Source organism: Serratia sp. SSNIH1 (genome assembly GCF_002935055.1).
Lineage (GTDB): Bacteria > Pseudomonadota > Gammaproteobacteria > Enterobacterales > Enterobacteriaceae > Serratia > Serratia nevei.
Window position 1 is genome coordinate 2,411,591 of sequence record NZ_CP026383.1, and the last position, 23,106, is coordinate 2,434,696.

The following is a 23,106-nucleotide window of genomic DNA, read 5'->3' on the forward strand; positions in this document are numbered from 1 at the left end:
TGGGCGCGGAGTATAGCATAGCATGCGTCCATCATCTGCACCGGGCTTGCTCAGCTCACGCCGGCGGGCAGCGTCCGTTCACCGCCAGCCTGAATCATCCATTATCGGTAAGTTATTTCGGGGCGGTTAACAAGTATTTGTCCGACACGTTATTGTTGAACCATTGGGGTTATTATAATTATTTGAGGCGGCTGGCACCGATTTTGCCGATGTTCGCCGGGAATAATAGTTCTGCACGTCGGGTGTTCGGCCGGCGATGGCGGTGGTTTTTGCTACGTCTTTAAATATCAAATGATTACAAACGGCCAACCGCCGTGCTAATATTATTCATGTCGTGATTGCTTACACAGATTTCCCCCTCGCTGCATGATTATCGCGCTATCCTGTGTCTGACGCGGCGCAACGAAATTATTTTCGTCGCCCGATCTTTTCCGACGTGACGATTTATTGGCGGCATAGACGGCTAAAATTGAAAAATCAGCTCTGCTCCGCAAAGTTATTCGGAAGTATGTATTAATCTGTGTTCATTCTTGTCTGAAAAACAAGTAATATCTCAGGCGAAAACAGAGGCTGATTGCGTTACTCCCTTTTTTTGGAGATTTTTCCTTGATTAGCGTTCTTCTTGTTGATGACCACGAACTGGTGCGCGCAGGGATACGACGCATTCTTGAAGATATCAAAGGTATAAAAGTTGTCGGTGAGGCCCAATGCGGTGAAGACGCCGTAAAATGGTGCCGTGGCAACGCTGTCGATATCGTGCTGATGGACATGAATATGCCGGGCATTGGCGGGCTGGAAGCCACGCGCAAGATTGTGCGTTATGCACCCGACGTCAAAGTCATCATGTTGACTATCCATACTGAAAACCCGTTGCCCGCGAAGGTGATGCAGGCGGGGGCCGCCGGTTATCTGAGCAAGGGCGCCGCGCCGCAGGAAGTGATTAACGCCTTGCGCTCCGTGCATGCGGGGCAGCGCTATATCGCGTCTGATATCGCCCAGCAGATGGCCCTGAGTCAGCTGGAGCCCCAGGCCGAAACGCCGTTCAGCTGCCTGTCTGAACGCGAGTTGCAGATCATGCTGATGATCACCAAAGGCAAAAAAGTGAATGAGATCTCGGAGCAGTTGAGTCTCAGCCCGAAAACGGTGAACAGTTACCGTTACCGCATGTTCAGCAAACTGAATATCAGCGGCGACGTCGAACTGACCCACCTGGCCATCCGACATGGATTGTTCAATGCGGAGACGTTGTTAAGCAGTGAATGACCGTTTTGATGCCAAAGCCTTCCTGAGTACCGTCACCAGCCAGCCCGGCGTCTACCGTATGTACGACGCCACGGGCACGGTGATCTACGTCGGTAAAGCCAAAGACCTGAAAAAACGTCTCGCCAGCTATTTTCGGCAGCAGGTCAGCAGCCGTAAAACCGAGACGCTGGTTAAAAATATCGCGCAAATAGACGTAACGGTTACCCACACCGAAACGGAAGCGCTGTTGTTGGAACATAACTACATTAAATTGTACCAACCGCGATATAATGTTCTTTTGCGCGACGATAAATCTTATCCGCTGATTTTTCTCAGCGCGGATACCCATCCCCGTTTGGCGGTGCATCGCGGCGCCAAACACGCCAAGGGCGAATATTTCGGGCCTTTTCCCAACTCTTATGCCGTGCGTGAAACGCTGGCGCTGCTGCAGAAGCTGTTCCCGATCCGCCAATGCGAAAACAGCGTGTATCGTAATCGCTCGCGCCCGTGTCTGCAGTATCAGATCGGCCGCTGCCTGGGCCCTTGCGTCGCTGGCCTGGTGAGTGAAGAAGAGTACCGGCAGCAGGTGGACTACGTGCGGCTGTTCCTTTCGGGCAAAGATCAGCAGGTGTTGCATCAGCTGATTGCGCGCATGGAAGAAGCCAGCAAACTGCTCAATTTCGAAGAGGCGGCGCGCATTCGCGATCAAATTCAGGCCGTGCGCCGCGTTACCGAACGGCAGTTCGTGTCGGGCGACAGCGACGATCTGGACGTGATCGGCGTGGCGTTCGACGCCGGTATGGCGTGCCTGCATGTGCTGTTCATCCGTCAGGGCAAGGTGCTGGGGAGCCGCAGCTATTTCCCTAAAGTGCCGGGCGGCACGGATATGAGCGAAGTGGTGCAGACCTTTGTCGGCCAGTTCTATTTGCAAGGCAGCCAGGCGCGTACCTTGCCCGGCGAGATCCTGTTGGATTTCAGCCTGCCGGAAAAAGACCTGCTTGCGGAGTCGCTCTCCGAGCTGGCGGGGCGCAAGATCCAAATTCAAAGCAAGCCGCGCGGTGACCGCGCCCGTTATCTGAAGCTGGCGCGTACCAACGCGGCAACGGCGTTGACCACCAAGCTTTCGCAACAGTCGACGATCCATCAGCGGCTGGCGGAGCTGGCCAAGGTGCTGAACCTGACGGAAATCAACCGCATGGAGTGCTTCGATATCAGCCATACCATGGGCGAACAAACCGTGGCTTCGTGCGTGGTGTTCGACGGTAACGGCCCGGTGCGCGCGGAGTATCGGCGCTACAATATCAGCGGCATCACCCCCGGCGATGACTACGCGGCGATGACGCAGGTGCTGAAGCGCCGTTACGGTAAGGCGCTGGAAGAGAAAAAGATCCCGGATGTCATCTTCATCGACGGCGGCAAAGGGCAGCTCGGCATGGCGATCGACGTGTTCAAATCGCTGAACGTTACCTGGGACAAGAACAAGCCGCTGCTGATTGGCATCGCCAAAGGCGCCGATCGCAAGGCCGGGTTAGAAACGCTGTTCTTCGTGCCGGAAGGCGAGGGGATTTCGCTGCCGCCGGATTCGCCGGCGCTGCATGTGATCCAACACATCCGCGATGATTCGCACAATCATGCGATTACCGGCCACCGGCAGAGAAGGGCGAAAGTCAGAAATACCAGCGCACTGGAGCTGATTGAAGGCGTAGGGCCGAAACGGCGCCAGGTGCTGTTGAAGTATATGGGCGGACTGCAACCTTTGTTGAACGCCAGCGTGGAGGAAATTGCAAAAGTGCCGGGTATTTCACAAGCATTGGCAGAAAAGATCTACAATGCATTGAAACACTGAGGGCAATGTAGCAACATACTCTTAATTTCCACTCTAGCCAGATAGTTACCGTAGCATTATGCAATTGAATATACCGACTTGGCTTACCCTGTTTCGCGTAGTTCTGATCCCATTCTTTGTGCTGGCGTTTTATCTGCCGTTCAGCTGGGCTCCGATGGTTTGCGCCGTTATCTTTGTGTTTGCCGCCGTCACCGACTGGTTTGACGGCTTCCTGGCACGCCGCTGGAAACAAACGACGCGCTTCGGGGCGTTTTTGGATCCGGTTGCGGACAAAGTGATGGTGGCGGTGGCGCTGGTGCTGGTGGCGGAGCACTACCACAGCTGGTGGATCACGCTGCCGGCGGCCACCATGATCGCCCGTGAAATCATCATTTCGTCGCTGCGAGAGTGGATGGCGGAAATTGGCAAACGCAGCAGCGTGGCGGTGTCCTGGATCGGCAAAGTGAAAACCATGGCGCAGATGATGTCGCTGGTGGGCTTGCTGTGGCGGCCGGACCGCTCCGTAGAGTATGTGGCGATCGGTTTGCTGTATATCGCGGCGGTACTGACTTTCTGGTCGATGTTCCAATATTTGAATGCTGCGCGCAACGATCTGCTGGAACCGTGATCGATGCGCTGCAAAAATCGGCAAACGATCGTGATGAGCCAACAATTTTATTGACTCATCACGTCAGGTAAGTAGAATGCATCGCATCAGACGACAACGATGAATTGCCGAAAGATAGCAAAGAAATCAGTCAGTTCTGGTAATGCGGGAATAGCTCAGTTGGTAGAGCGCAACCTTGCCAAGGTTGAGGTCGCGAGTTCGAGCCTCGTTTCCCGCTCCAAACATTAGCCTGCTGAATCCCCGTGATTCGGCAGGTAAGCGAAAGGGGCCTCGGCCCCTTTTTCGTTTTCTATTCCCTCTCGCTTTCTGTACCTCACCCCTCTTTAATCAGCGGCTATGTTTCTGGCCGTCGATTCGATATACCGAAGCAACAGAATCGCGCGTTCTTCTTACATGATGTACTTTTTCTCTCCTCGCAAATAGTCTGGACATCCCAGTGGTTTTTCAGGCGGTATCGCCGCTCGGGGATGCTGCACAAACGACTTCAAGAAGGGATGTTTCCGCGAGTCTGATAACAAGGATTAAACCCTGCTGGGCGGCGTCGCTTGGGCGGATAGCCGCTACCGACGTTGATTCCGCCATCTTTGTTACTGATTAATCGTGATGTCGTTCAAGCCATTGTCGCCCGATGAGTTTTATCGGGCGTTTTACTATTGCGGCGAGGCGTTCTTTAGACGACAAAAGAGGGCGACTTGTAGGTTTCTATAACGTTTACTCTCTGGATAAGAGTAAATTGAACCGAGTTTGATACGGATGTACTGCGAATACGAAGAAGGGAGCCCGATGGTTTCAAAACTGAGTACGGTAGAGTTTATCATCGGCAATATCTCTGCGTCGGGTAAGCTTTCGGCGAAGAAGATGTTCGGTGAGTATGGTATTTATTGCGCTGAGAAAATGGTGGCGCTGGTCTGTGATGATCGGTTGTTTGTTAAACCGACGCCGGGTGGCAAAGCGTTTCTGAACGGACATTCAGAAGCGCCACCTTATCCGGGCGCAAAGCCTTGTTTTGTGATTCCGGAAGAGAAGTGGGGCGAAAGCGCCTGGCTTTCCCAATTAATCGCGCTCACTTATGCTCAGTTGCCTGCGGCGAAGAAAAAGGCCTCGAAGAAACCCACTTAAGCCTATGGATTACGGCGCCCGCCGGGTTGGGGCCTCTTTTTATTGCAATCCATAGGTTAAATATCCACTGCCGGTATCAAAGGAAGCGGGAACGGGAGGGAGTATGACGTCTGGCGCTATGCGGCATCTGGTCAGAAGAGTGGCAGGATGCATATTGTTCTTCGGGCTGGTCGCCCCGCCGTTAGGGGGCATGCTGATGCTGCTGCTGATGACGTTTGGTATCAGTGGCTATGTGGATCCCGGATACTTTAACGTCGGCGATGTGCTGGGAATGCTGGTGTTCATTGGGGCTTTTTCCTATGCGCTCGGTTTTCTGCCGGCATGTTTGGTGGGGGCTATCGTCGGAATCGCTCATCCCGGCATTCGCCGATTGCGGTGGTTTCTGTTGTTATGCGCGGTGCTATCCGCTGTTGCTCCTGGTTTGCTGAATGCCGATCAGCGTATTTTTGGTACGATCGCGGTTTTGCCAGGCACGATCGCTGGGTTTTTATGGTGGCGCCGGAGGTTGCGCGATGTCTCCCATGATGATGCTGTGCACGGTACCCCATCACCATAAGCAAATGAAAAGCCGGAGAGGGCGCGGGTAAGCGGTACCTGCCGAGAAAAAAGAACCGATTTGCCCGTGAATTCCTGAACCGATGCATATAAAATCAACATTCCGCTTGCCTTTGCGTCGGCATTGTGAACAGTGCGCCCACAAAATAAGCAGTTGAAAGCGTTAGAGAACTTTTTGCTATTTCGGGGGGTTGCCAAGGTGGGGGGTTTAGTCCATAATGCAGTCCATCGATTCGGCAGTAACGAAATAAATTACTTAAGAATCAGATGATTAGGATAAGCGATTTCAACATCGCCAACCAAAAGAACAAAACGAAGTGGGTGAATCACCGGCTTTGGCCTGAAAAGGCAAACAGAATAAAGGCGCGTTAACAAAGCGGTTATGTAGCGGATTGCAAATCCGTCCAGTCCGGTTCGACTCCGGAACGCGCCTCCAACTTTCCCGAGCCCGGGTGGTGAAATCGGTAGACACAAGGGATTTAAAATCCCTCGGCTTATGGCTGTGCGGGTTCAAGTCCCGCCCCGGGTACCAGGGAACAAAAATACCGAATAATCAAAGCAATAAGTAGTAATGTCGTAACCGCCGAGAGGCGGTTTTTTTGTGTCTGAAATTCGTACTGCACCGGCATTTTTTCCTTTCTTGTTATCCCCTATACCCATGGATTGCCGCGTGCTTGGGGAGCCCCGCAGGGCTCCGAAATACAACTCATAAGAAACCGAACGCCGCGGCGAGGATCCAGCCGAAGACGCAGGAGACGCTGACGCCGATCAGGCCGGGCAGAATAAAGCTGTGGTTGATCACGAAGCGGCCGATGCGGGTGGTGCCGGAGCGGTCGAACTGGATCGCCGCCAGATCGCTGGGGTAGGTCGGCAGAATATAATAACCGTAACAGGCCGGCGCCGAAGCGACGATATAGGCCGGGTTGACGCCGATTGCCAGCGCCACCGGCACCAGTGCCGCCAGCGCGGCGGCCTGCGAGTTGACGAATTTCGACACCAGCAGCAGGATCAGCGCATAGGCCCAGGGATATTCTTTCACCAGCACGCCCAGCGTGGCTTCGATCTGCGCCAGGTGCGCGCCGAACATGGTTTCCGCCATCCAGGCGACGCCATACACCGCCACGATGGCGATCATGCCGGAGCGGAACACTTCGTTTTTAGAGATAGACGCCGGGTTGGTGCGGGTAATGATGACGATCAACGCCCCGGCCATCAGCATGCACATCTGGATCAGCAGGACCATGGAGAGCGGTTTGCCGCCGAAGCTGGGCCGCAGATCGGAAAACGCCCCCAGCACCGCCACCAGTGCGATGGTGGCGAGGAAAATCCACATGGCGATCCAGTTGCTGCGTGGCAGCACCCGATCCAGTAAGGTGGCGGCATCGCCATAGACATAGCGATGGTTTTCCGGCACTGAGATGAATTTCTGGAACTCCGGGTCTTTGTCCAGGTCTTTGCCGCGGAACCAGCTGAAGATGCCGATCGCCAGAATGCCGCACAGCGTAGAAGGTATGGTGATAGAGAGCAGGTCGAGGAATTCCAGATGGCGGCCATTGAAGGTGTAACTGCTGAGCATCGCCACCAGTGAGACCACCGCCACCGAAACCGGGCTGGCGATAATACCCATCTGCGCGCCGATCGAGCTGGCCGCCATCGGCCGCTCCGGGCGGATGTTATTTTTGATCGCCACGTCATAAATGATCGGCAAGATGGTGTACACCACGTGCCCGGTGCCGCACAGGATAGTGAGAATGCAGGTCACGAACGGCGCGATGATCGAGACATAGCGCGGGTTACGTCGCAGCATCCGTTCGGCGATCTGCAGCATGACGTCCAACCCGCCCGAGGCCTGCAGGGTGGCGGAGGCCGCCACCACCGCGATGATCACCAGCATCACGTCTACCGGCGGTTTGCCGGGCTGCAGGTGAAAGCCGAACACCAGGATCATTAACCCGATCCCACCCAGTAACCCCAGCGCAATGCCGCCCTTACGCGCCCCATACAGCAGGCATGCCAATATCACCGCTAATTGCAGAAAGAAATCCATGATAAATACGCCTTAATAATGTTGAACTTAACTGCGCTCAGTTTCCGGCCGTGTTGGCTGCAGAAAATTGTTTTAAATCTAAAGGCACTAATAATTTTGTGGTTATTAACCCTAAAGAGTGATGCTGGTCACACTCAAAGGAGTCAGGGCGTAGGTGGCATCCGCACGAAAAAGCAAGCTAACAGGTCTGACCTCTACTATATGAGAGGTTTACTGACCCGAGGAGAAACCCATGGACCCGACAAAAATGACAGGACTGGCGCTGTTACAGGCTGCGATGGCCGGTAAAATCCCACCGGCTTCGATCGCTGAAACCGTGCCCATGAAACCGGTGGCGGTTGAAGAGGGGTACATCCGCATCTTGGCGCGGGCTGACGGGCGCCACCTGAATCCGCTGGGGGGCGTTCATGGCGGCTTTGCCGCCACGGTCTTGGACTCGGTGACCGGTTGCGCGGTGCACAGTACGCTGGGCGCGGGGATTGGGTATGGCACCGTCGATCTGCAGGTTAAAATGTTGCGCCCTGTGCCGAAGGAAACTGACCTGATCGCCGAAGGGCGTCTGGTCTATGCGGCCAAAAACGTGGCCTTCGCGGAAGGCACGCTCAAAACGGCGCAAGGGAAGCTGCTGGCTTCGGCAACCGCCACTTGTTTTATTATTCGCCCTACCGAACAAGCATCGCAATAACCTGCCTTTTATCGGGCTTCGGGCTATCAACCCGGGGCCTGATGCATTTCTCTTCGGTTGCACACAGCGCTGCGCTACGGCGGCAGGCGCGATACGCCATTGTGGTCTAGTATTCTGGGGTAAAAATTTATCGGAGTGATTATGCAACCGTATCCGTATAAAGAGGTTGAGTTTGATCATGAGCTTTGTTTGGCGATTGGCAAAGCCGTGTTGGACGTGGTGTCACAGGGGGATGAAACCAGCGCTCCAGGGGTGATGAACGCGATTGAGCGGTCGGTGGAACAGGGGCTGAATGACGACGAAATCGCCGCTGCCGACGATGCCCTGGATTTGATGGCGCGTCTCATCCACGGCTGCCGGTTTGTTAATCTACCGGGTGAAGAGGAGGCTTCTCGTGCATTGGTTGAATTTCAAACGCTACAAGAGTGACGTTGCCAGACAGGCCGTGCCGCCGCATTTGAATGCGGCTGAATTTGCACGGCATTACGCCGATAAGCCGCAAACCGATACGGAAGAGTATCTTTCGTTGAGCGGGGAGATGTGCTGGGATGCGGTGGTGCTTTGTGCCCACCGTTCAGGCGCGCTCAGCAAGGCGAAATACAAGCAGCTGTGGCAGACGGTGTTCGATAAGCAATACAAACATTTCGTTAGCCCGGACGATACCGAGATCCGCACGATGGCCGATATGCTGCGCGCGCCGCAGGGATGTTTTATCGGCATATTCTCCCTGCGTGACGCGGCGGCGCCCCGTTTGCTGCATGCCATGATCGGTACCGGAGCGGGATTTGCCGCAGGCAATAAAAATCTTTGCATCGGCGTGGGGGGCGCGGTCGGCTGGGAAAATCTCAATCTGGCGCGCGATCTGCGTTGGCAGCCTGAAGGCGGCTTTTTACGCCAGGGCGACAACGAAGTGCTGCGCATATTTTATCGGGCTTTCCCCGCCTGAGCCGGCCCGCATGCGTGTAGAGTAAAAAACCGCCGTCTGGCGGTTTTTTATTGGCGCGCGTCGCCCTTATTTGAACCCGCCGTTGCGAATGAATTCGAGGCCGGCGGTGGTGATCCGCGTTTGATTCGGGTCGATATCATAGTTGTTCTCGTCGATGTCGCTCATCACATAGGCCTGTATCAGGCCCTTGGTTTTGAGATAGGCGAAGGGATCGGCGAACGCATGCGGGCTGGTGGCGTCTTGTTTCCACAGTTCGTAGGTTTTTTCATCCAGCGTGCCGGGGTGATTGGCGGCCAGTCGTGTCAGGATCTGATTGTAGAACGCATAATCGGTCATGATACAGTCCCCTTTATCGCGAGCGATAATCGCGGAAAATGGCGGTAAGGTCTTTCAATCATAGCCGATGTTTTCCACCGCCTGTGCGGGTTAGCCGCGTTGGCTTTCAATCCAGTGGAACAGGCGTGAAATGGTGAAGGTGATATCGCCGATGTTGAAGAGTGCGCCGAGCCACAGGGTGAGCATAACAAGGATGCCGATGATGACGGGAAGGTCCATTTTGCTCATGATCGCGTGCTTCATCAATTAAGAGTGTGCTGTAAAGCCTACCATCAAACCCGATTGTCATAAAATGCGCTGCGTATTCTTTCGGTTGAATTCAAAGCAAAAAAGCCACCCAAATGGGTGGCTTTTGTCTTTCAGCGCCGATCAGTCCAGCTTGGGATGCTGGTCGATCAGGATCTGCTTTTTCTTTTCCAATTCGGCGATCTGTGCGTTGATGTCCTCGACTTTCTGTTCGATGTTGTCGTAGGTCTCCTGCAGCAGCTCTTTCGCCTCTGAACGGTCAGATGCAGCCGGCGTCGCGCCGCGCAGCGGTTTGTTGGCGGTTTCTTTCATGTACAGACCGGTGATAAGACCGATCACCGCCACGACCATCAGATAGTAGGCCGGCATGTACAGGTTGCCGGTCACTTCGACCAGCCAAGCGGCGGCGGTCGGCGTCGCACCGGCGATCAGCACCGAAATGTTGAACGAAATCGCCAGCGCGCTGTAGCGGATGTGCGTCGGGAACATCGCCGGCAGAATCGAGGCCATCACCCCGGTGAAGGAGTTGAGCAGCACCGCCAGCACCAGCAGACCGACGAAGATCAGGCCAATCACGTTGCTGTTGATCAGAATGAAGCACGGGATCGCCAGCGCCAACAGGCCGATGCTGCCGCCGATAATGAACGGCTTACGGCCGATGCGGTCACTGGTCAGGCCGATTACCGGCTGTACGAACAGCATGCCGATCATGATGGCGATGATGATCAGAACGCCGTGATCTTCCGAGTAGTGCAGGTTATGCGACAGGTAGCTCGGCATGTAGGTCAGCAGCATGTAATAGGTCACGTTGGTGGAAATCACGATGCCGACGCACACCAGCAAACTTTTCCAGTGTTTGGCCGCGATCTCTTTGAACGAGGTTTTTGGCGGATTTTCGATGGCGTTGCGATCCTCTTTCTCCATCTTGTCCACGTGCTGTTGGAACGCCGGGGTTTCTTCCAGCGCATGGCGCAGATAGAGGCCGATCAAGCCCAACGGCGCGGCGATGAAGAACGGGATACGCCAGCCCCAGTCGAGGAAGTTGGCTTCGCCGACGATGCTGGAGATCAGCACCACCACGCCTGCGCCCATCACAAAGCCGGCGATGGAGCCGAAGTCCAGCCAGCTGCCCATAAAGCCGCGTTTGCGGTCCGGCGAGTATTCGGCGACGAAAATTGCCGCACCGGAATATTCACCGCCGACGGAGAAGCCCTGCGCCAGCTTGGCCAGCAGCAGCAGGATCGGTGCCCAGATACCGATCGACGCATAGGACGGGATCAGGCCGATACAGAAGGTGCTGACCGCCATGATGATAATGGTGACCGAGAGCACCTTTTGGCGACCGAACTTGTCACCCATGGCGCCAAAGAACAGACCGCCGAGCGGACGCACCAGGAAGGGCACGGAGAAGGTTGCCAGCGCGGCGATCATTTGTACGCCGGGCGAGGCGCCGGGGAAGAAGACCTGGCCAAGTGCGTAGGCGACAAAGCCGTATACGCCGAAGTCGAACCACTCCATCGCGTTGCCCAGGGCCGCCGCGGTGATCGCCTTCTTGAGTTTGCTGTCATCGATGATGGTGATGTCGTTAATGTGCATCGGTTTATGTCGTTTTTTTCTTAACTTCATATAATCATCCCTTAATGAATTATTCGTTGTTCGTGAAAGCGTAATCTCCGTTCACTGTTGTTTTCGAGTTATCAAATCGGCTAATCGAATCGCGGTTCAAGACGATTCATTATCCACATTTAAGTTGAGATGTGGATCACAAAATACGGCCGTTTATACCAAGGTTATGTCATTTAGGTGACTAATTATTTTGCATCTATAGCTTAACGTTATATCTTGCGGCGATCAAATACAGCAGTTTAACTTAAGTATTTGCACCGATTTGGTGCGAGAATGGTCTAATAATTGTGCGATTTGACGGTTTTTCGTCTGATTGGCCATGTTTGAAGTATAGAGAGTGCGGGAGATAAAACAGGAAAAATTGATGTGTTTGCCGCTTAAAATCTACCTGGCCGGATGGCCAGGCAGTTTGGATTAGAGGGCCGATGAACCGCCGAATTCCAGATAGATTTTCGCCAGGTTCTGGTACTGCGCGAAGCGGTTTTCGTCCACCGCCAGCTCCGCCTGACGACGCTGCTCCTGAGCATTCAGCCAATCGGTAATGGTGACGGCGCCCTGCCGGTAACGCACCTCGTTCAGCCGCTCCGATTTGCGCGCCAGCGCCAGCGAAGCCTGTAGTTGCGCCTCTTGTGCCAGCAGCTGCGCGCGCAGCGACAGGGCGTTATTCACATCGCCCATCGCCTTGTACAGCGCCTGCCTGAATTCCAGCACCTGCTGTTCGTAGTCGTTACGGGCGATCTTGATATCCACCCCCATTTGCCGCCATTGCAGGAACGGCAGCGTCAGGCCGGCGCCGAGACTGCCCGTCGGGTTGCGCAGAAACTCCAGCAGTGCGCTGCTGCTGGTGCCCAGCGAGCCGGTCAGTCTGAAAGCGGGGTAGTATTGCAGACGTTTCTCGTCGACGTTGGCCAGAGCGGCGCGCAACCGCAGCTCTTTGGCGCTGAGATCCGGGCGACGGCTCAATACGTTGGCGGGAATGCCGGTGCTGATCTGCGGCATTGCCGCCGTCGGCAGACGTGCGGGCGCGATGGTGGTCTGGCCTGAAGGTACGCCCAGCAGCACCGCCTGTTCGTTCAACGCCTGTTGACGCTCGTGTTGCAACGTCAGCAGCCGGCTTTCCTGCGTCAGTACGTTTTGTTCCGCGTTCACCACGTCGAGTGCCGAGATGCTGCCGGCCCGGTAGCGGGCGTTGGCCAGCCGCAGCGTCTGTTTGGCGTAGGCTATGCTCGCCTGGCTGACGCCGATCTGCTGATTGAGGAAGCCGATGCGCCAGTAATTCGTGGCGGCGTTGGCCAGCAGCGTCAGGCGCGCCGTCTGCAGATCCTGCTCGGAAGCCTGGCTGGCCCATTCGGCGGCGTCGCGCTGGCGCGCCAATTTGCCCCACAGGTCGACTTCATAGCTCGTAGAGAGCGTCGCGCCGCTGGTTTTATTCCAGGCGGAGGACTCCGACAGCGGGCGATTGATGTTGCTGTTCAACGAAGCGTTGACGTCGGGCGCGGTGCTGATGCCGACGCGTTCAGCCTCGAGGCGCGCGCGGTAGAGGCGCAACACGGCGACGGCCAGATCGTTGTTGCTGGCCATCACCTGATGCAGCCAGCGGTCGAGCTCGGGATCGTGGAAATCGCGCCAGTCGAACGGCGTCGGCGCGGCGTTTTCGGCGGCGTGCTGCCAGCTCGTCGGGTAGTTGACCTGTGGCGCCCGGTAGTCGCTTTTCAGGGCGTTGCCGCAGCCGGCGGTGAGCAGGGCGGCGAGGCTTAATGCCAAGGGAGAGAAAATTTTCATGGGTTACTCGCTGGCCAATGAAACGACCGGATCCATCCTTGCCGCTTTGCGGGCGGGGAGATAACCGAAGATCATGCCGATTAAGGTTGAACAGAAAAACGCCGTCGCGGCGGCTTGCCAGGAATAGATGGCGGTGAACATGCCGCCCGCCAGCGAGGTGAACAGCGAACCGGCGGCGAACGACAGTGCGATGCCCAATGCGCCGCCGATCAGGCAGACCAGCACCGCCTCGATCATGAACTGTTGCATGATGTCGCCGCGCCGTGCGCCGACCGCCATGCGCACGCCGATCTCATGGGTGCGCTCGGTCACCGAGACCAGCATGATGTTCATCACGCCCAGGCTGCCAATCACCAGCGAGATCGAGGCCACCATCAGGATCAGCAGGCTGAGCGTCATCGAGGTGCGCTCGATCGATTTACGGAACTGATCGCGGTTGAACGTCATGAAATCCTTGACGCCATGGCGCTGGGTCAGCAACTGCGTAATGGCACTGACGGCGGCTTCGCTGGCGACGTCATCCTTCAGCCGCACGGTAATGCCGCTGAGCGTGGTTTTGCCGACCATGCGGTACATCACCGTGCTGTAGGGCATCCAGACGCTGATGCGGTTGGGCGCATAGTTGCGTTCGCTTTTGGCGACGCCGACCACCCGCGCCGGCACCGAGCCGAGAAACACGATCTGGCCGAGCGGTTCGACGCCGAAATCGCCGAACAGCGCCTGGCGCGCGTTGTCGTCGATGATCACTTCCTGCAGCGCGTTGCGATCGTCGCGGAAGGTGGCGCCTTGCACCAGCGTGATGCCGTTGACGCGGAAATAGTCGCGCCCGACGCCGGTGATTGACGCGGTGGCGGATTTACTGCGAAAGCGAATGCTGTCGGACGCGCTGACCTCCGGGCTGACGCTGTCGACGAAGCTTTGCTGCGCCAGCGCGTCGGCATCGGCCGGCACCAGGGTGCGGATGCTGTCGATGGCGTCGTCGAAGAAATCACGCCCCGGATAGATGCTTACCACGTTGGTGCCAAGTCCCTTGATATTCTCCAGCGTGCGCTGCTTGGCCCCTTCGCCCAGCGCCACGACCGTAACGACGGCGGCGATGCCGAAGATAATGCCGGTCATGGTCAGCGCGGTGCGCAGGCGATGGGCGTTCATCGCTTTCAGCGCCATGTGCAGCGATTCACGGGTGCGGTCGATCAGGCTTTGCCAGCCGCTTTGCCGGCTGCGGTTCGGCGGCGGCAGCGCTGCGGCGGGCGCCGATTGGCGGCCGCTGTCAGCGATGATCTCGCCATCCCGCAGCTCGATGACGCGCTGCGCATGTTGTGCCACGTTCATATCGTGGGTGACGATCACCACGGTGTGGCCGCGCTGATTGAGCTCGCTGAGGATCGCCAGCACTTCCTGGCCGGATTGGGTGTCCAGCGCGCCGGTCGGTTCGTCTGCCAGGATAATTTCGCCGCCGTTGATCAGCGAGCGCGCGATGCTGACGCGCTGTTGCTGGCCGCCGGAAAGCTGGCCGGGCTTGTGGTCTTCGCGTCCTTCCAGACCCAACCGAGCGAGCAGCTGTGCTGCCCGCTGCCGCCGCTGATCGCGCCGGGCGTTGGCGTAGATGGCCGGAATTTCAACGTTGCCCAGCGCGCTGAGATCGGGCATCAGGTGATAACGCTGGAAGATAAAGCCGATATGCTCGCGGCGCAGGCGGGCCAGTTCGTCCGGCGATAGGTGGGCGGCGTTCTGGCCGCTGATGTAGTAGTCGCCGCGATCCGGCACGTCGAGACAGCCCATGATGTTCATCAGCGTCGATTTGCCGGAGCCGGAGGCGCCGATGATCGCCACCAGCTCGCCGGCGGCGATGGTCAAATCGATGTCTTTCAACACCGTCAGCGCCTGACCGCCGTTGGTGTAGGTCCGGCTGATGCCTTTTAGCTCGATGATCGCGTTCACAGGAAAATGCCATCCTCAGCCGACTTGGCGGCGGGCTGCGACAGCACCACGGTTTCACCGGCTTTCAGGCCGCTGAGGATCTGAATGTCGACGTTGTTGGTGATGCCGGTGGTCACTTCGCGCGTTTCCAGCCGCTGATCCTGGGTCAGCACCTGCACCTGTTGCACTTTTCCTTCGGTTTTATGCACCGCCTGGATTGGTACCAGCAGAGCATTCTTCGCTTCGCCGAGCAGCAAGGAAACCTGCGCGGTCATGGCGATGCGCAGGCGGTTTTCCGGGTTGGGCACGTCCAGCAGCGCGTTGTAATAGACCGACGCGTTCGAGGTGCCGGAGCCCGAAGCGGAGCTGGTGCCGGCGAGCGAGTCGTCTTTCATCACCGATTCCGGCGCCAGTTCGATGGTGCGCAGCGTGGCGTCGTAGCGTTTATCCGGATCGGAGAAAATGGTGAAGTAAGCCTTTTGCCCGGGCGAAATGCGGGTGATGTCGGCTTCAGAGATCTGCGCCTTGATGGTCATCATATCCAGCCGCGCCAGCTTGACGATGGTCGGCGCACTTTGGGTGGAGTTGACCGTTTGCCCCTGCTGCGTGACCACGGCGATGACGATACCGTCCATCGGCGCGACGACGCGGGTATACCCCAGGTCGATCTTTTTCTTGTCGACTTCAATCTGCGCCTGCACCAGGCGCGCATTGAGCGAAAGCAGTTCGGCGCGGGTGGTGGCGAGCGTGGCCTCGGCGGTTTCGAAGTCTTCACGCGAGCTGGCTTCGTCGTTCAGCATGCGCCGCTGGCGTTTGAAACGCGACTCGGCCTGCTTAAGCTGTGCCTGCTTGGCCTGCAGTTCGGCTTTGATGACGTTCAGCGCCGCCTCGGCGTTGCGCAGATCGTTGCGCTGTTGCAGATCGTCGATGTCGGCGATCGGCTGTCCTTTGGTGACGCGATCCCCCAGTTTGACCTTCAGCGATTTGACTTCACCGGAGACCCGCGCGCCGACGTTAACGCGTTCGACGGCATCCAGTCGCCCGGTGGCCAACACGGCATTCTCGATATCGCCCAGGCGGGCCGGTGCGGTAACGTAATCCTGCTGCGGCGGGCGTTGCCAATAAAGGGTTAGCGCGATGGCGACGGCGATGAAAACGATGACGGCGATCAACGCCAGACGACGGGGTGTGAGTTTCAGTGATGGCATGCCCAGGTTTTCCATAACGATAAAAGCGGCGGTTCCAGTCTGCCATCATGGCAGCGCCAGCCTGAACTGGCGCTAAACGTGAGGCGCTTGCCCGCTGGAAAGGGGATAGTAAAGGCTTTCCCGCTAAAGATCACGGTGAGTTATTATCCGCCGGGTGTGCAACCGGCTGTGCGGCACGCTATACTGGCTAAAAAACCAGTATTCATTCATCAGCAGGATAACGCCGCCGCCATGATGCCAAACCGCCTCGAGCCGGAAATCGACATTTACCAATACCCGGAGCACCTGCGCGCCTGCCTGGCGCCGTTGCCCAAAGGGCCGGGCGTCTATGTGTTTCACGGCCAGAGCGAAAGCCTGCCGCTTTACATCGGTAAAAGCGTCAACGTACGCAGCCGCGTAATGGCACATTTCCGTGCCCAGGATGAGGCAAAAATGCTGCGGCAAACCCGGCACATCAGCTTTATTGAGACTGCGGGCGAGTTGGGGGCACTGCTGCTGGAGGCGCAATTGATCAAGCAACAGCAGCCGCTGTTCAACAAACGCCTGCGGCGCTCGAAACAGCTGTGCGCGCTGCGTCTGCAGGCGGACACGGTGACGATTGCCCACGCCAAAGAGATCGATTTCGCCGTCACGCCCCACCTTTATGGGCTGTTTGCCAATCGCCATGCCGCGCTGGAAAAGCTGCGCGCCATCGCCGACGAGCATCGTTTATGTTACGGCAAGCTGGGGATCGACAAGCTGCCCGCCGGGCGCGCCTGCTTCCGCTACAGCCTGCGCAAGTGCGCCGGTGCCTGCTGCGGCGTGGAGCCGGCGCAGGAACATGCGCGGCGGCTCGGCGCGGCGCTGGAACAGCTACGCATCGCCTGTTGGCCGTTCGCCGGGCGAGTGGCGTTGGAAGAGCAGGGCGAGACGCTGCGCCAGTACCATGTAATTCACAATTGGTTTTATCTGGGCTCGGTCAGCAGCCTGGCGCAGGCACAGCGGCTGCAGAGCGCGGCCAGCCACTTTGACAGCGATGGCTACAAGATTTTGTGCAAGCCGCTCATCACCGGCGATTACCGGATTATTGAGCTGCCGTAATGCCATAACGCTATCGATAACCTAAGACTTATCTGTAAATTCAGGGTATTATGCTAAAAAAGCTTGAGTCCATAAGGTTGTTGTGGATAATGGCACCCCGAAGCGAAGGAACGCGCTATTAACTCAGTTGGCAGAGTGATTGGTTTTATAATGGCTTGTTTTGGCTTGAAAATTGATAGACGCGGGTTCGAGTCCTGCATAGCGCGCCAGCTTTCTTCCCTTCATCTCACCGCGCTTACCGTAAAGCGCACCCGGGTTGATTTGCACTATCGGCTCCTCGTTGGGATTTTCGGGTGTGCTTTACCGTAACCGCTGGCTTTCCTTCCTCTTTCTCTTTCGATCCTTTGCTAAACTGTAATCAGGCAGGCTTGCTGCCCGGCAACAGGAGGTCGATATGTCTCACTCCGAGCAACTGCAGGAACTCTTGCAACGCGTCGCCGCCCTCGAGGCGAGAGAGAAAGCGCTGAGCGCCGCGTCCAACGCTTATCAGGCGATTATCACCACCATGTTGGGCAATATGGAGAAGACCGAACGTGACCGGATCATCGCGATGATCGATCAGGCTCATGAAATCGCTTACGCCCGCGCCATTCAACGCAGCAACGAACCGCAAAAGCAGAAAATCAAACAGGCCGACGATGTAGCCCAGCGCATGTTCATGTTTGCGCAAGGCAAGGCCGCCCAGCCGCGCTGAATCCGAACTATAACAGTTGCCGCCATTAAGTTGGCTAACTGATCTACCCGGCGAAACTGTACTTGTGTTACTTTTGGCGGTGAGATTTGATGGCAATGCTGTTTCCAGCATAAGGTTGTAACGATGGACGCGATTAAAAGCATCTTGGTTAAAGAGATTGAACAGATCAATCGGCGCGAAGGGCGTGACGGCAAGCCGCGCTTCAACAGCGAATTCGCCCGCACTCACCGCTATCTGTGCCTTGCCATGTTCGCCGGTTATTTCGCGGTGATCGCCGTGATGTACCAGGTGCCTTACATGGGGATATATGCCTTCCTGGGCTTCACCGCTTTCGTGCTGTTCATGTTCGCCATGCTGCTGATAGAGATCCGGCCGGTATACCGCTTCGAGGACATCGGGGTGCTGGATCTGCGGGTTTGCTACAACGGCGAATGGTACTTTACCCGCGCGCTGTCGCCTTATGCGGTGCAGCAGCTGCTGGATGAGCCGTCTATCGGCGCCGCGCTGAAACAGAAGATGCGGGTGATCATCGGCAACAAGGGCGAAATCGACTTCTACGACGTGTACGACATGGCCTACGGAAAAAAGCCGCAGGATGAGCCACCGCAGCTGGCGGCGGCAAACTGAAAGGTTTCCGGCCGGCGGCTTGTCGATTATACTCAGCGTTTGAACGTGAAGCAGAGTGAGGACCAAGCGATGAGTGATGATATTTTCGATTTTGATATCGATGCCGAACTGGCGAAAGCCGAAGAAAAAGCGGCGCAGAAGGTAAAAGAGGTCCCTGAGTTCCTCGAAGACGAAGCGGACTGCGAAGGTTGCAAGATCTGATCGCCTGACCCATAAAAAAAACCGCCGCGGCGGTTTTTTTATCTCTGAGCGTCGCGCGGTATCAATCCAGCACGAATCCCCAGATGAGGAACGCCGCCACCAGAATCAGGCAAAGCGCGGACACCGTCACCAGTATTTTCCCCAGAATGTCTTTTTCTTGTTCCCGCTGCTTCACGTTTAAATTATCCAATTAAAAGTCTATGGACCAAACCGGCGATGCTGAGATCGAGCGCCGCTACGCCCAGCGCCATGATTGTCATCACCGAAAGAAATCGAGTCTTGCCGTTCACATCCCTAATCCCTGTTGGCGCCGCTGTTAAATTGTTTTTATATCAACCGGATATAATTCAGCGGCGCCGTACTTCATGCATCATGATAGTGATTAAGAACGTTCTTAAGGCCAGAAGTTCCCTCGTCTGGTAACGCAGCCGGTGCGGCAGCGTCAGTCGGTTACGATCCGCACGCCTATTTTTCTGACTTGATTGCCGTCCATTTCGGCGATGGTCCAGGTCAGGCCGTCCCATTCCACCTGGTCGCCGATCACCGGTTCGCCGCCAATCAGCTGAATGACGAACTGGCCAAGCGTCTGCTGCTCGTCCACGTCGTCTTGCAGATTGAGGCCATAAAGCTGCGAGATGTCGCTTAAACGGGCGTCGGATTGCAGGATAAAGTCGCCGAAGAAGCGCTCGTCGAGCGTCACGGCCGGCGCCTGGCTGAACAGCTTGCCGAGGATCGGCAGGTCGTGCTCATGGCCGATGACGCACAGAATATCGTTCTCCCGCAGTCGGGTACTGCCGCTAGGGTGCAGCAGCTCTTTGCCGCGGAACAGGGCGGCGATGCGGGTGTTGGGCGGCATTCTCAGCTCACGCAGCGCCGCGCCGACGCACCAGTTTTCTGCCGAAAGCTGATACACGAACTGCTCCCACTGGTTCTCCGGGTGCACATCCAACCCAACGCGGGAGATCGGCGTCAGCGCCGGCGGCACGATCACCTTGGCTTTTTTGGCGGCAAACGACAGCGTGGTGCCTTGCAGTAGTAGGGAGACCAGCACCACAAAGAACGCCACGTTGAAGAACAGCTGGGCGTTGGGCAGGCCGGCCATCATCGGGAACACCGCCAGGATCACCGGCACTGCGCCGCGCAGGCCGACCCAGGAAATAAAGCCGCGTTCCCGCAGGGTAAAGCTGCGGAACGGCAGCAGGCCGATAAACACCGACAGCGGGCGGGCAAACAGGATCATCCACAGCGACAGCAGCAGGGCAGGGATGGCGATCGGCAGCAGTTCGTGCGGGTTGAGCAGCAGGCCGAGCACCAGGAACATGCCGATCTGGCTGAGCCAGGCCAGGCCGTCGAAGGTTTGTACGATGCCGTGACGGTTGCGGATCGGTCGATTTCCCAGCAGCAGGCCGCACAGGTACACCGCCAGAATGCCGCTGCCGTCCAGCGCGGTGGTCAGCGCGAAAATAAGAATGCCGCCGCTCACCGCCAGCAGCGGATAAAGGCCGTCCGCCAGTTTGATGTGGTTGATCAGCGTCAGCAGCAGCCAGCCGCCGCCCAGACCGAAGACGATGCCCATGCCGAACTGCTGCATCAGATGCAGCGGGAAGGTCCAGCTCAGCGCGGTTTCCCCGGCGGCGATCATCGCAATCAGCGTGATGGTGAGAAATACCGCCATCGGATCGTTGCTGCCGGACTCGATCTCCAGCGTGGCGCTGACACGTTCATTCAAGCCTTTGCCGCCCAGCAACGAGAAGACCGCGGCGGCATCGGTGGAACCGATAATGGCGCCGATCAGCAAGCCCTGCAGCAGATCGAGATTGAACAGCCAGGCGGCGGCCATGCCGGTCAGGCCGGCGGTGATCACCACGCCGACGGTGGCGAGAGACAGCGCCGGCCACAGGGCGACGCGGAAAGAGCTGACCCGGGTGCGCATGCCGCCGTCGAGCAGGATCACCGCCAACGCGAGGTTGCTGACCAGGTAAGCGACCGGATAATTGCTGAAGACGATGCCGCCGGGGCCGTCGACGCCGGCCAACATGCCGATCGCCAGGAAGATCACCAGGATCGGAATACCGAGCCGGGAAGAAAATGAGCTGAGCAGAATGCTTGCCCCCACCAGCACGGCACCGATGACGAACAAACTGTTAATGGTGCTGGCATCCAAAATATCGTTCTCCTGAGGCTGGGGGATAGGGGGCACTGCGCGTGTGTCGATGATAGCGTGTTTAGTGGGTAAAACGCCAAGGCTGATTGCGAAAACAACCGATCAATTATTGCCCTTTGGTGTGATTAACCGAAGAAAGTGAGGAGAAGAGAGAGAATCCTGCCTTTTATCCAACATTATCAGGCTGCTGTATTTCGGCTTTGGCAACAATGGCCGATCGTGGCTGAGGGAAAAACCATTAAGCCCGCGCAGGCAGGCTCAATGGTTTGCAGGCGCGGTAGGGTTAGTGGTCGAGCGATTCCAGCGCCCGTTTGATCAGCTCGCTGGCCAACTTGCTTTCCGTTTCGGAAATGCCGTCGAGATTGAAGTTGGAGAGTTCAGTGACCAAAACGCTGCGTTCTTTGCCGCTGATTGAGGCGTCCAACGCGGACAGCAGCCTACCGAGGATCTTCAGCAGGGTGGCGTTTTCCACTTCGGCTTCCTGAGCCGGGGTCTTCTTATCAGTCATTCAAAATCCTCTCTGTCGTGACGGAAGGGAGATGCAGCTAACGCCATCGAATGAAGTAAACGATCGCGCAGCCCTTCGGGGGTGTTGAGCCCAATCACTACCGTAAGGCAGGGATCCGGATTTCTACTTATGCATCGCAGTTATAACGATTAGGGTATCTATTCAGCCGTATCACTTTGCCCTAACGGACGGCGCCAGGCTGAGCAATGTGTGCTTTGCATGCAAATCACCAGTATAGGCTTTTTGCACGACGGCAAGATGACAGGAAACCCCTGCAAACGATCGGGTTTACAGGGGCGCAAGGTTATTGCGGTTTGCCGGAGAACAAGAAGCGCAGCACCGGAATACGCTTGTGCAGTTCATATAAAGCGAAGGCCAGCGAGAACACAAACAGCAGGCCCAGCAAGAATCCCAACAGGTTGTTGCCGATATAAGGCGTCACGAAAGCGCCATATATCAGGGTCAACGGGTGGTGCACCAGATATATAAACAGTGAGGCGTTGACCAGATAGGTGATGCGCGGCGAGTGATAATTCAGCAGGTTATGCCCGAAAGAGAACACCACGTTGGTCATCAGGATCCCCATTAGGGTTTTGATCACCACTTCCAGCTCGAACATATAGCTGCTGTGTGCCAACAGCTTTTGATTCAGCATATATGCGATAAACAGCAGCAGCGAGCCGAGCAACGCCAGCGGCGAGCGACGCAGAAAAATCTCCTTAAGCCACACGTACTTAAACGCATAAGCGCCGAGGATGAAGAACGGCAGGTAGAACATCGTCTCCATCACCACGAAATTGAACAGGCCGTTGGATAATAGCTGCGGCGCGACAATTAAAATAATACGGTGTGCGGCCGAATAGCATACCGCATAAATAAAGAAACACAGTGAGATGTTTCCTAATCCACGCAGTCTGTTTATTAACGCCGGAATATGTTCACGAGTTTGACGCTTGATTTTACGGAACAGATAAAAGCAGGCACAGGTTAACAACGACAGCGTCAATAAGAACCACAGATGAGAAACCAATTCCCAAACTGTTACATTTAATTTCTGATAGAGAGAAAATTCATCCCAGCCGTTTAATTTATCGGTGAAATATTTAAGCATGAAAAACTGCGGCACCGTAATTAGCGGGATGGCGCTCAACAGCGGGATCGCCACCCGCTCCAGCCTGACCTTCAGCCACTGGTGGCGCTCGTAGCGCTCGTAAAGCATGTAGGAGAAGTAGCCGGATATCACGAAGAACACCTGCATGCGGAAAGCGTGGATGAAGTCGTTCAGCACCGTGAGCGAGAAGGAGGGGGACGCGCTGTTCACCGCCCAGGCATGGCTGGAATAAATCAGGGAGAGGTGAAACGGAATCCCGAGCAACATCAAATAGGCTCGGATCGAATCGAGGAAAAACTCGCGCTGTTTGCTGCCTTTAGTCATAGATTACCGCTGGTGATTTAATCGGGTGCTCATTAACACGCTTAATAAGTCGTCAAACGTTAAATTGTTATCCGAAACCCTACTATAGCCCCCCGCATTTTTCCATAGCGTCTTGTTGCGCGGCTTGCTACGCTGGTGTTCCATCAGCTGCTTAAACAATGAGCCGTAAACATGAACCATCCATTTATCATGTTGTCGGAAAGCTGAGTAATCCATTAATATGGATTTAAAT

General features: G+C 56.4%; 23 protein-coding genes and 4 tRNA genes. 16 read left to right on the forward strand and 11 right to left on the reverse strand.

What is annotated here, in order from left to right; all coding sequences use genetic code 11:
• Positions 1 to 606 precede the first annotated feature (606 nt).
• The 8 genes from uvrY to C3F38_RS11600 all read left to right on the forward strand — a co-directional run bounded on the left by uvrY (position 607) and on the right by C3F38_RS11600 (position 5,901).
• Complete coding sequence (gene uvrY / locus C3F38_RS11565) at positions 607 to 1,263, forward strand: UvrY/SirA/GacA family response regulator transcription factor (protein WP_004927947.1); 657 nt, start codon at positions 607 to 609, stop codon at positions 1,261 to 1,263.
• A complete protein-coding gene (gene uvrC, locus C3F38_RS11570; protein ID WP_048233314.1) occupies positions 1,256 to 3,088 on the forward strand; it encodes an excinuclease ABC subunit UvrC in 1,833 nt (610 codons plus the stop codon). Before uvrY ends, uvrC begins: the two co-directional genes overlap by 8 nt.
• A gap of 58 nt (positions 3,089 to 3,146) precedes the next feature.
• Positions 3,147 to 3,695, forward strand: a complete 549-nt coding sequence (pgsA, locus tag C3F38_RS11575) for a CDP-diacylglycerol--glycerol-3-phosphate 3-phosphatidyltransferase (protein ID WP_033642639.1) — start codon at positions 3,147 to 3,149, stop codon at positions 3,693 to 3,695.
• A 144-nt stretch (positions 3,696 to 3,839) separates the two neighbouring features.
• Positions 3,840 to 3,915 (forward strand) — tRNA-Gly (locus C3F38_RS11580).
• Positions 3,916 to 4,478: 563 nt separating this feature from the next.
• The gene (locus C3F38_RS11585) at positions 4,479 to 4,814 is read left to right on the forward strand and encodes a TfoX/Sxy family protein (protein WP_038875625.1); all 336 of its coding nucleotides are present in this window, start codon (positions 4,479 to 4,481) and stop codon (positions 4,812 to 4,814) included.
• A gap of 103 nt (positions 4,815 to 4,917) precedes the next feature.
• On the forward strand, positions 4,918 to 5,370 hold the full coding sequence (locus tag C3F38_RS11590; protein WP_049194208.1) for a hypothetical protein: 453 nt from the start codon (positions 4,918 to 4,920) through the stop codon (positions 5,368 to 5,370).
• A gap of 361 nt (positions 5,371 to 5,731) precedes the next feature.
• A tRNA-Cys gene (locus C3F38_RS11595) sits at positions 5,732 to 5,805 on the forward strand.
• A 10-nt stretch (positions 5,806 to 5,815) separates the two neighbouring features.
• Positions 5,816 to 5,901 (forward strand) — tRNA-Leu (locus C3F38_RS11600).
• Between the two features lie 174 nt (positions 5,902 to 6,075).
• Here C3F38_RS11600 and C3F38_RS11605 read toward each other — a convergent pair.
• A complete protein-coding gene (locus C3F38_RS11605) occupies positions 6,076 to 7,416 on the reverse strand; it encodes an anaerobic C4-dicarboxylate transporter (protein WP_055317312.1) in 1,341 nt (446 codons plus the stop codon).
• A gap of 232 nt (positions 7,417 to 7,648) precedes the next feature.
• Here C3F38_RS11605 and C3F38_RS11610 point away from each other — a divergent pair, with 232 nt between their 5' ends.
• From C3F38_RS11610 to C3F38_RS11620, 3 genes are all read left to right on the forward strand, one after another.
• Positions 7,649 to 8,101: a PaaI family thioesterase gene (locus tag C3F38_RS11610; RefSeq protein WP_055311867.1), complete on the forward strand. Its 453-nt coding sequence runs from the start codon at positions 7,649 to 7,651 to the stop codon at positions 8,099 to 8,101.
• Between the two features lie 141 nt (positions 8,102 to 8,242).
• Positions 8,243 to 8,530 (forward strand): hypothetical protein, encoded by a 288-nt coding sequence (locus C3F38_RS11615; RefSeq protein WP_038875386.1) that lies wholly within the window; start codon positions 8,243 to 8,245, stop codon positions 8,528 to 8,530.
• Complete coding sequence (locus C3F38_RS11620; protein ID WP_223294881.1) at positions 8,463 to 9,047, forward strand: hypothetical protein; 585 nt, start codon at positions 8,463 to 8,465, stop codon at positions 9,045 to 9,047. Before C3F38_RS11615 ends, C3F38_RS11620 begins: the two co-directional genes overlap by 68 nt.
• A 66-nt stretch (positions 9,048 to 9,113) precedes the next feature.
• On the opposite strand, the gene C3F38_RS11625 is transcribed toward C3F38_RS11620, so the two are convergent.
• The 6 genes from C3F38_RS11625 to C3F38_RS11645 all read right to left on the reverse strand — a co-directional run bounded on the left by C3F38_RS11625 (position 9,114) and on the right by C3F38_RS11645 (position 16,156).
• Entirely contained in the window at positions 9,114 to 9,383 is a 270-nt protein-coding gene (locus tag C3F38_RS11625; protein WP_038875392.1) for a hypothetical protein, read from the reverse strand.
• Between the two features lie 90 nt (positions 9,384 to 9,473).
• On the reverse strand, positions 9,474 to 9,611 hold the full coding sequence (locus C3F38_RS26395; RefSeq protein ID WP_162215441.1) for a hypothetical protein: 138 nt from the start codon (positions 9,609 to 9,611) through the stop codon (positions 9,474 to 9,476).
• Positions 9,612 to 9,752: 141 nt separating this feature from the next.
• Positions 9,753 to 11,255: a glycine betaine/L-proline transporter ProP gene (gene proP / locus C3F38_RS11630; RefSeq protein WP_038875399.1), complete on the reverse strand. Its 1,503-nt coding sequence runs from the start codon at positions 11,253 to 11,255 to the stop codon at positions 9,753 to 9,755.
• Between the two features lie 414 nt (positions 11,256 to 11,669).
• Positions 11,670 to 13,037: a TolC family protein gene (locus C3F38_RS11635; protein WP_038875402.1), complete on the reverse strand. Its 1,368-nt coding sequence runs from the start codon at positions 13,035 to 13,037 to the stop codon at positions 11,670 to 11,672.
• Positions 13,038 to 13,040: 3 nt separating this feature from the next.
• Positions 13,041 to 14,978 (reverse strand): MacB family efflux pump subunit, encoded by a 1,938-nt coding sequence (locus C3F38_RS11640; protein ID WP_038881825.1) that lies wholly within the window; start codon positions 14,976 to 14,978, stop codon positions 13,041 to 13,043.
• A complete protein-coding gene (locus C3F38_RS11645) occupies positions 14,975 to 16,156 on the reverse strand; it encodes an efflux RND transporter periplasmic adaptor subunit (RefSeq protein ID WP_038875627.1) in 1,182 nt (393 codons plus the stop codon). Before C3F38_RS11645 ends, C3F38_RS11640 begins: the two co-directional genes overlap by 4 nt.
• A gap of 240 nt (positions 16,157 to 16,396) precedes the next feature.
• On the opposite strand from C3F38_RS11645, the gene cho reads away from it, so the two are divergent.
• From cho to C3F38_RS26740, 5 genes are all read left to right on the forward strand, one after another.
• Entirely contained in the window at positions 16,397 to 17,245 is an 849-nt protein-coding gene (cho, locus tag C3F38_RS11650; RefSeq protein WP_038875409.1) for an excinuclease Cho, read from the forward strand.
• Between the two features lie 112 nt (positions 17,246 to 17,357).
• Positions 17,358 to 17,454 (forward strand) — tRNA-OTHER (locus C3F38_RS11655).
• 185 nt (positions 17,455 to 17,639) lie between these two features.
• Entirely contained in the window at positions 17,640 to 17,939 is a 300-nt protein-coding gene (locus tag C3F38_RS11660) for a sigma-S stabilization anti-adapter protein IraP (protein WP_016928230.1), read from the forward strand.
• Positions 17,940 to 18,062: 123 nt separating this feature from the next.
• A complete protein-coding gene (locus C3F38_RS11665) occupies positions 18,063 to 18,566 on the forward strand; it encodes a YlaC family protein (RefSeq protein ID WP_038875410.1) in 504 nt (167 codons plus the stop codon).
• Between the two features lie 69 nt (positions 18,567 to 18,635).
• Positions 18,636 to 18,767, forward strand: coding sequence for a hypothetical protein (locus tag C3F38_RS26740; protein ID WP_015377413.1), 132 nt, complete (start codon positions 18,636 to 18,638; stop codon positions 18,765 to 18,767).
• A 61-nt stretch (positions 18,768 to 18,828) separates the two neighbouring features.
• Here the strand turns inward: C3F38_RS26740 and C3F38_RS26745 are convergent, their stop codons facing one another.
• The 4 genes from C3F38_RS26745 to mdoC all read right to left on the reverse strand — a co-directional run bounded on the left by C3F38_RS26745 (position 18,829) and on the right by mdoC (position 22,874).
• The gene (locus C3F38_RS26745; protein WP_255411665.1) at positions 18,829 to 18,957 is read right to left on the reverse strand and encodes a hypothetical protein; all 129 of its coding nucleotides are present in this window, start codon (positions 18,955 to 18,957) and stop codon (positions 18,829 to 18,831) included.
• Between the two features lie 252 nt (positions 18,958 to 19,209).
• Complete coding sequence (locus C3F38_RS11670; protein ID WP_055317313.1) at positions 19,210 to 20,931, reverse strand: potassium/proton antiporter; 1,722 nt, start codon at positions 20,929 to 20,931, stop codon at positions 19,210 to 19,212.
• Positions 20,932 to 21,214: 283 nt separating this feature from the next.
• Positions 21,215 to 21,439 carry a hypothetical protein gene (locus C3F38_RS11675; protein WP_038875417.1) on the reverse strand — a complete coding sequence of 75 codons (225 nt, stop codon included), beginning with the start codon at positions 21,437 to 21,439 and terminating at the stop codon, positions 21,215 to 21,217.
• Positions 21,440 to 21,743: 304 nt separating this feature from the next.
• Positions 21,744 to 22,874, reverse strand: a complete 1,131-nt coding sequence (mdoC, locus tag C3F38_RS11680; protein ID WP_047727839.1) for a glucans biosynthesis protein MdoC — start codon at positions 22,872 to 22,874, stop codon at positions 21,744 to 21,746.
• Positions 22,875 to 23,106 lie beyond the last annotated feature (232 nt).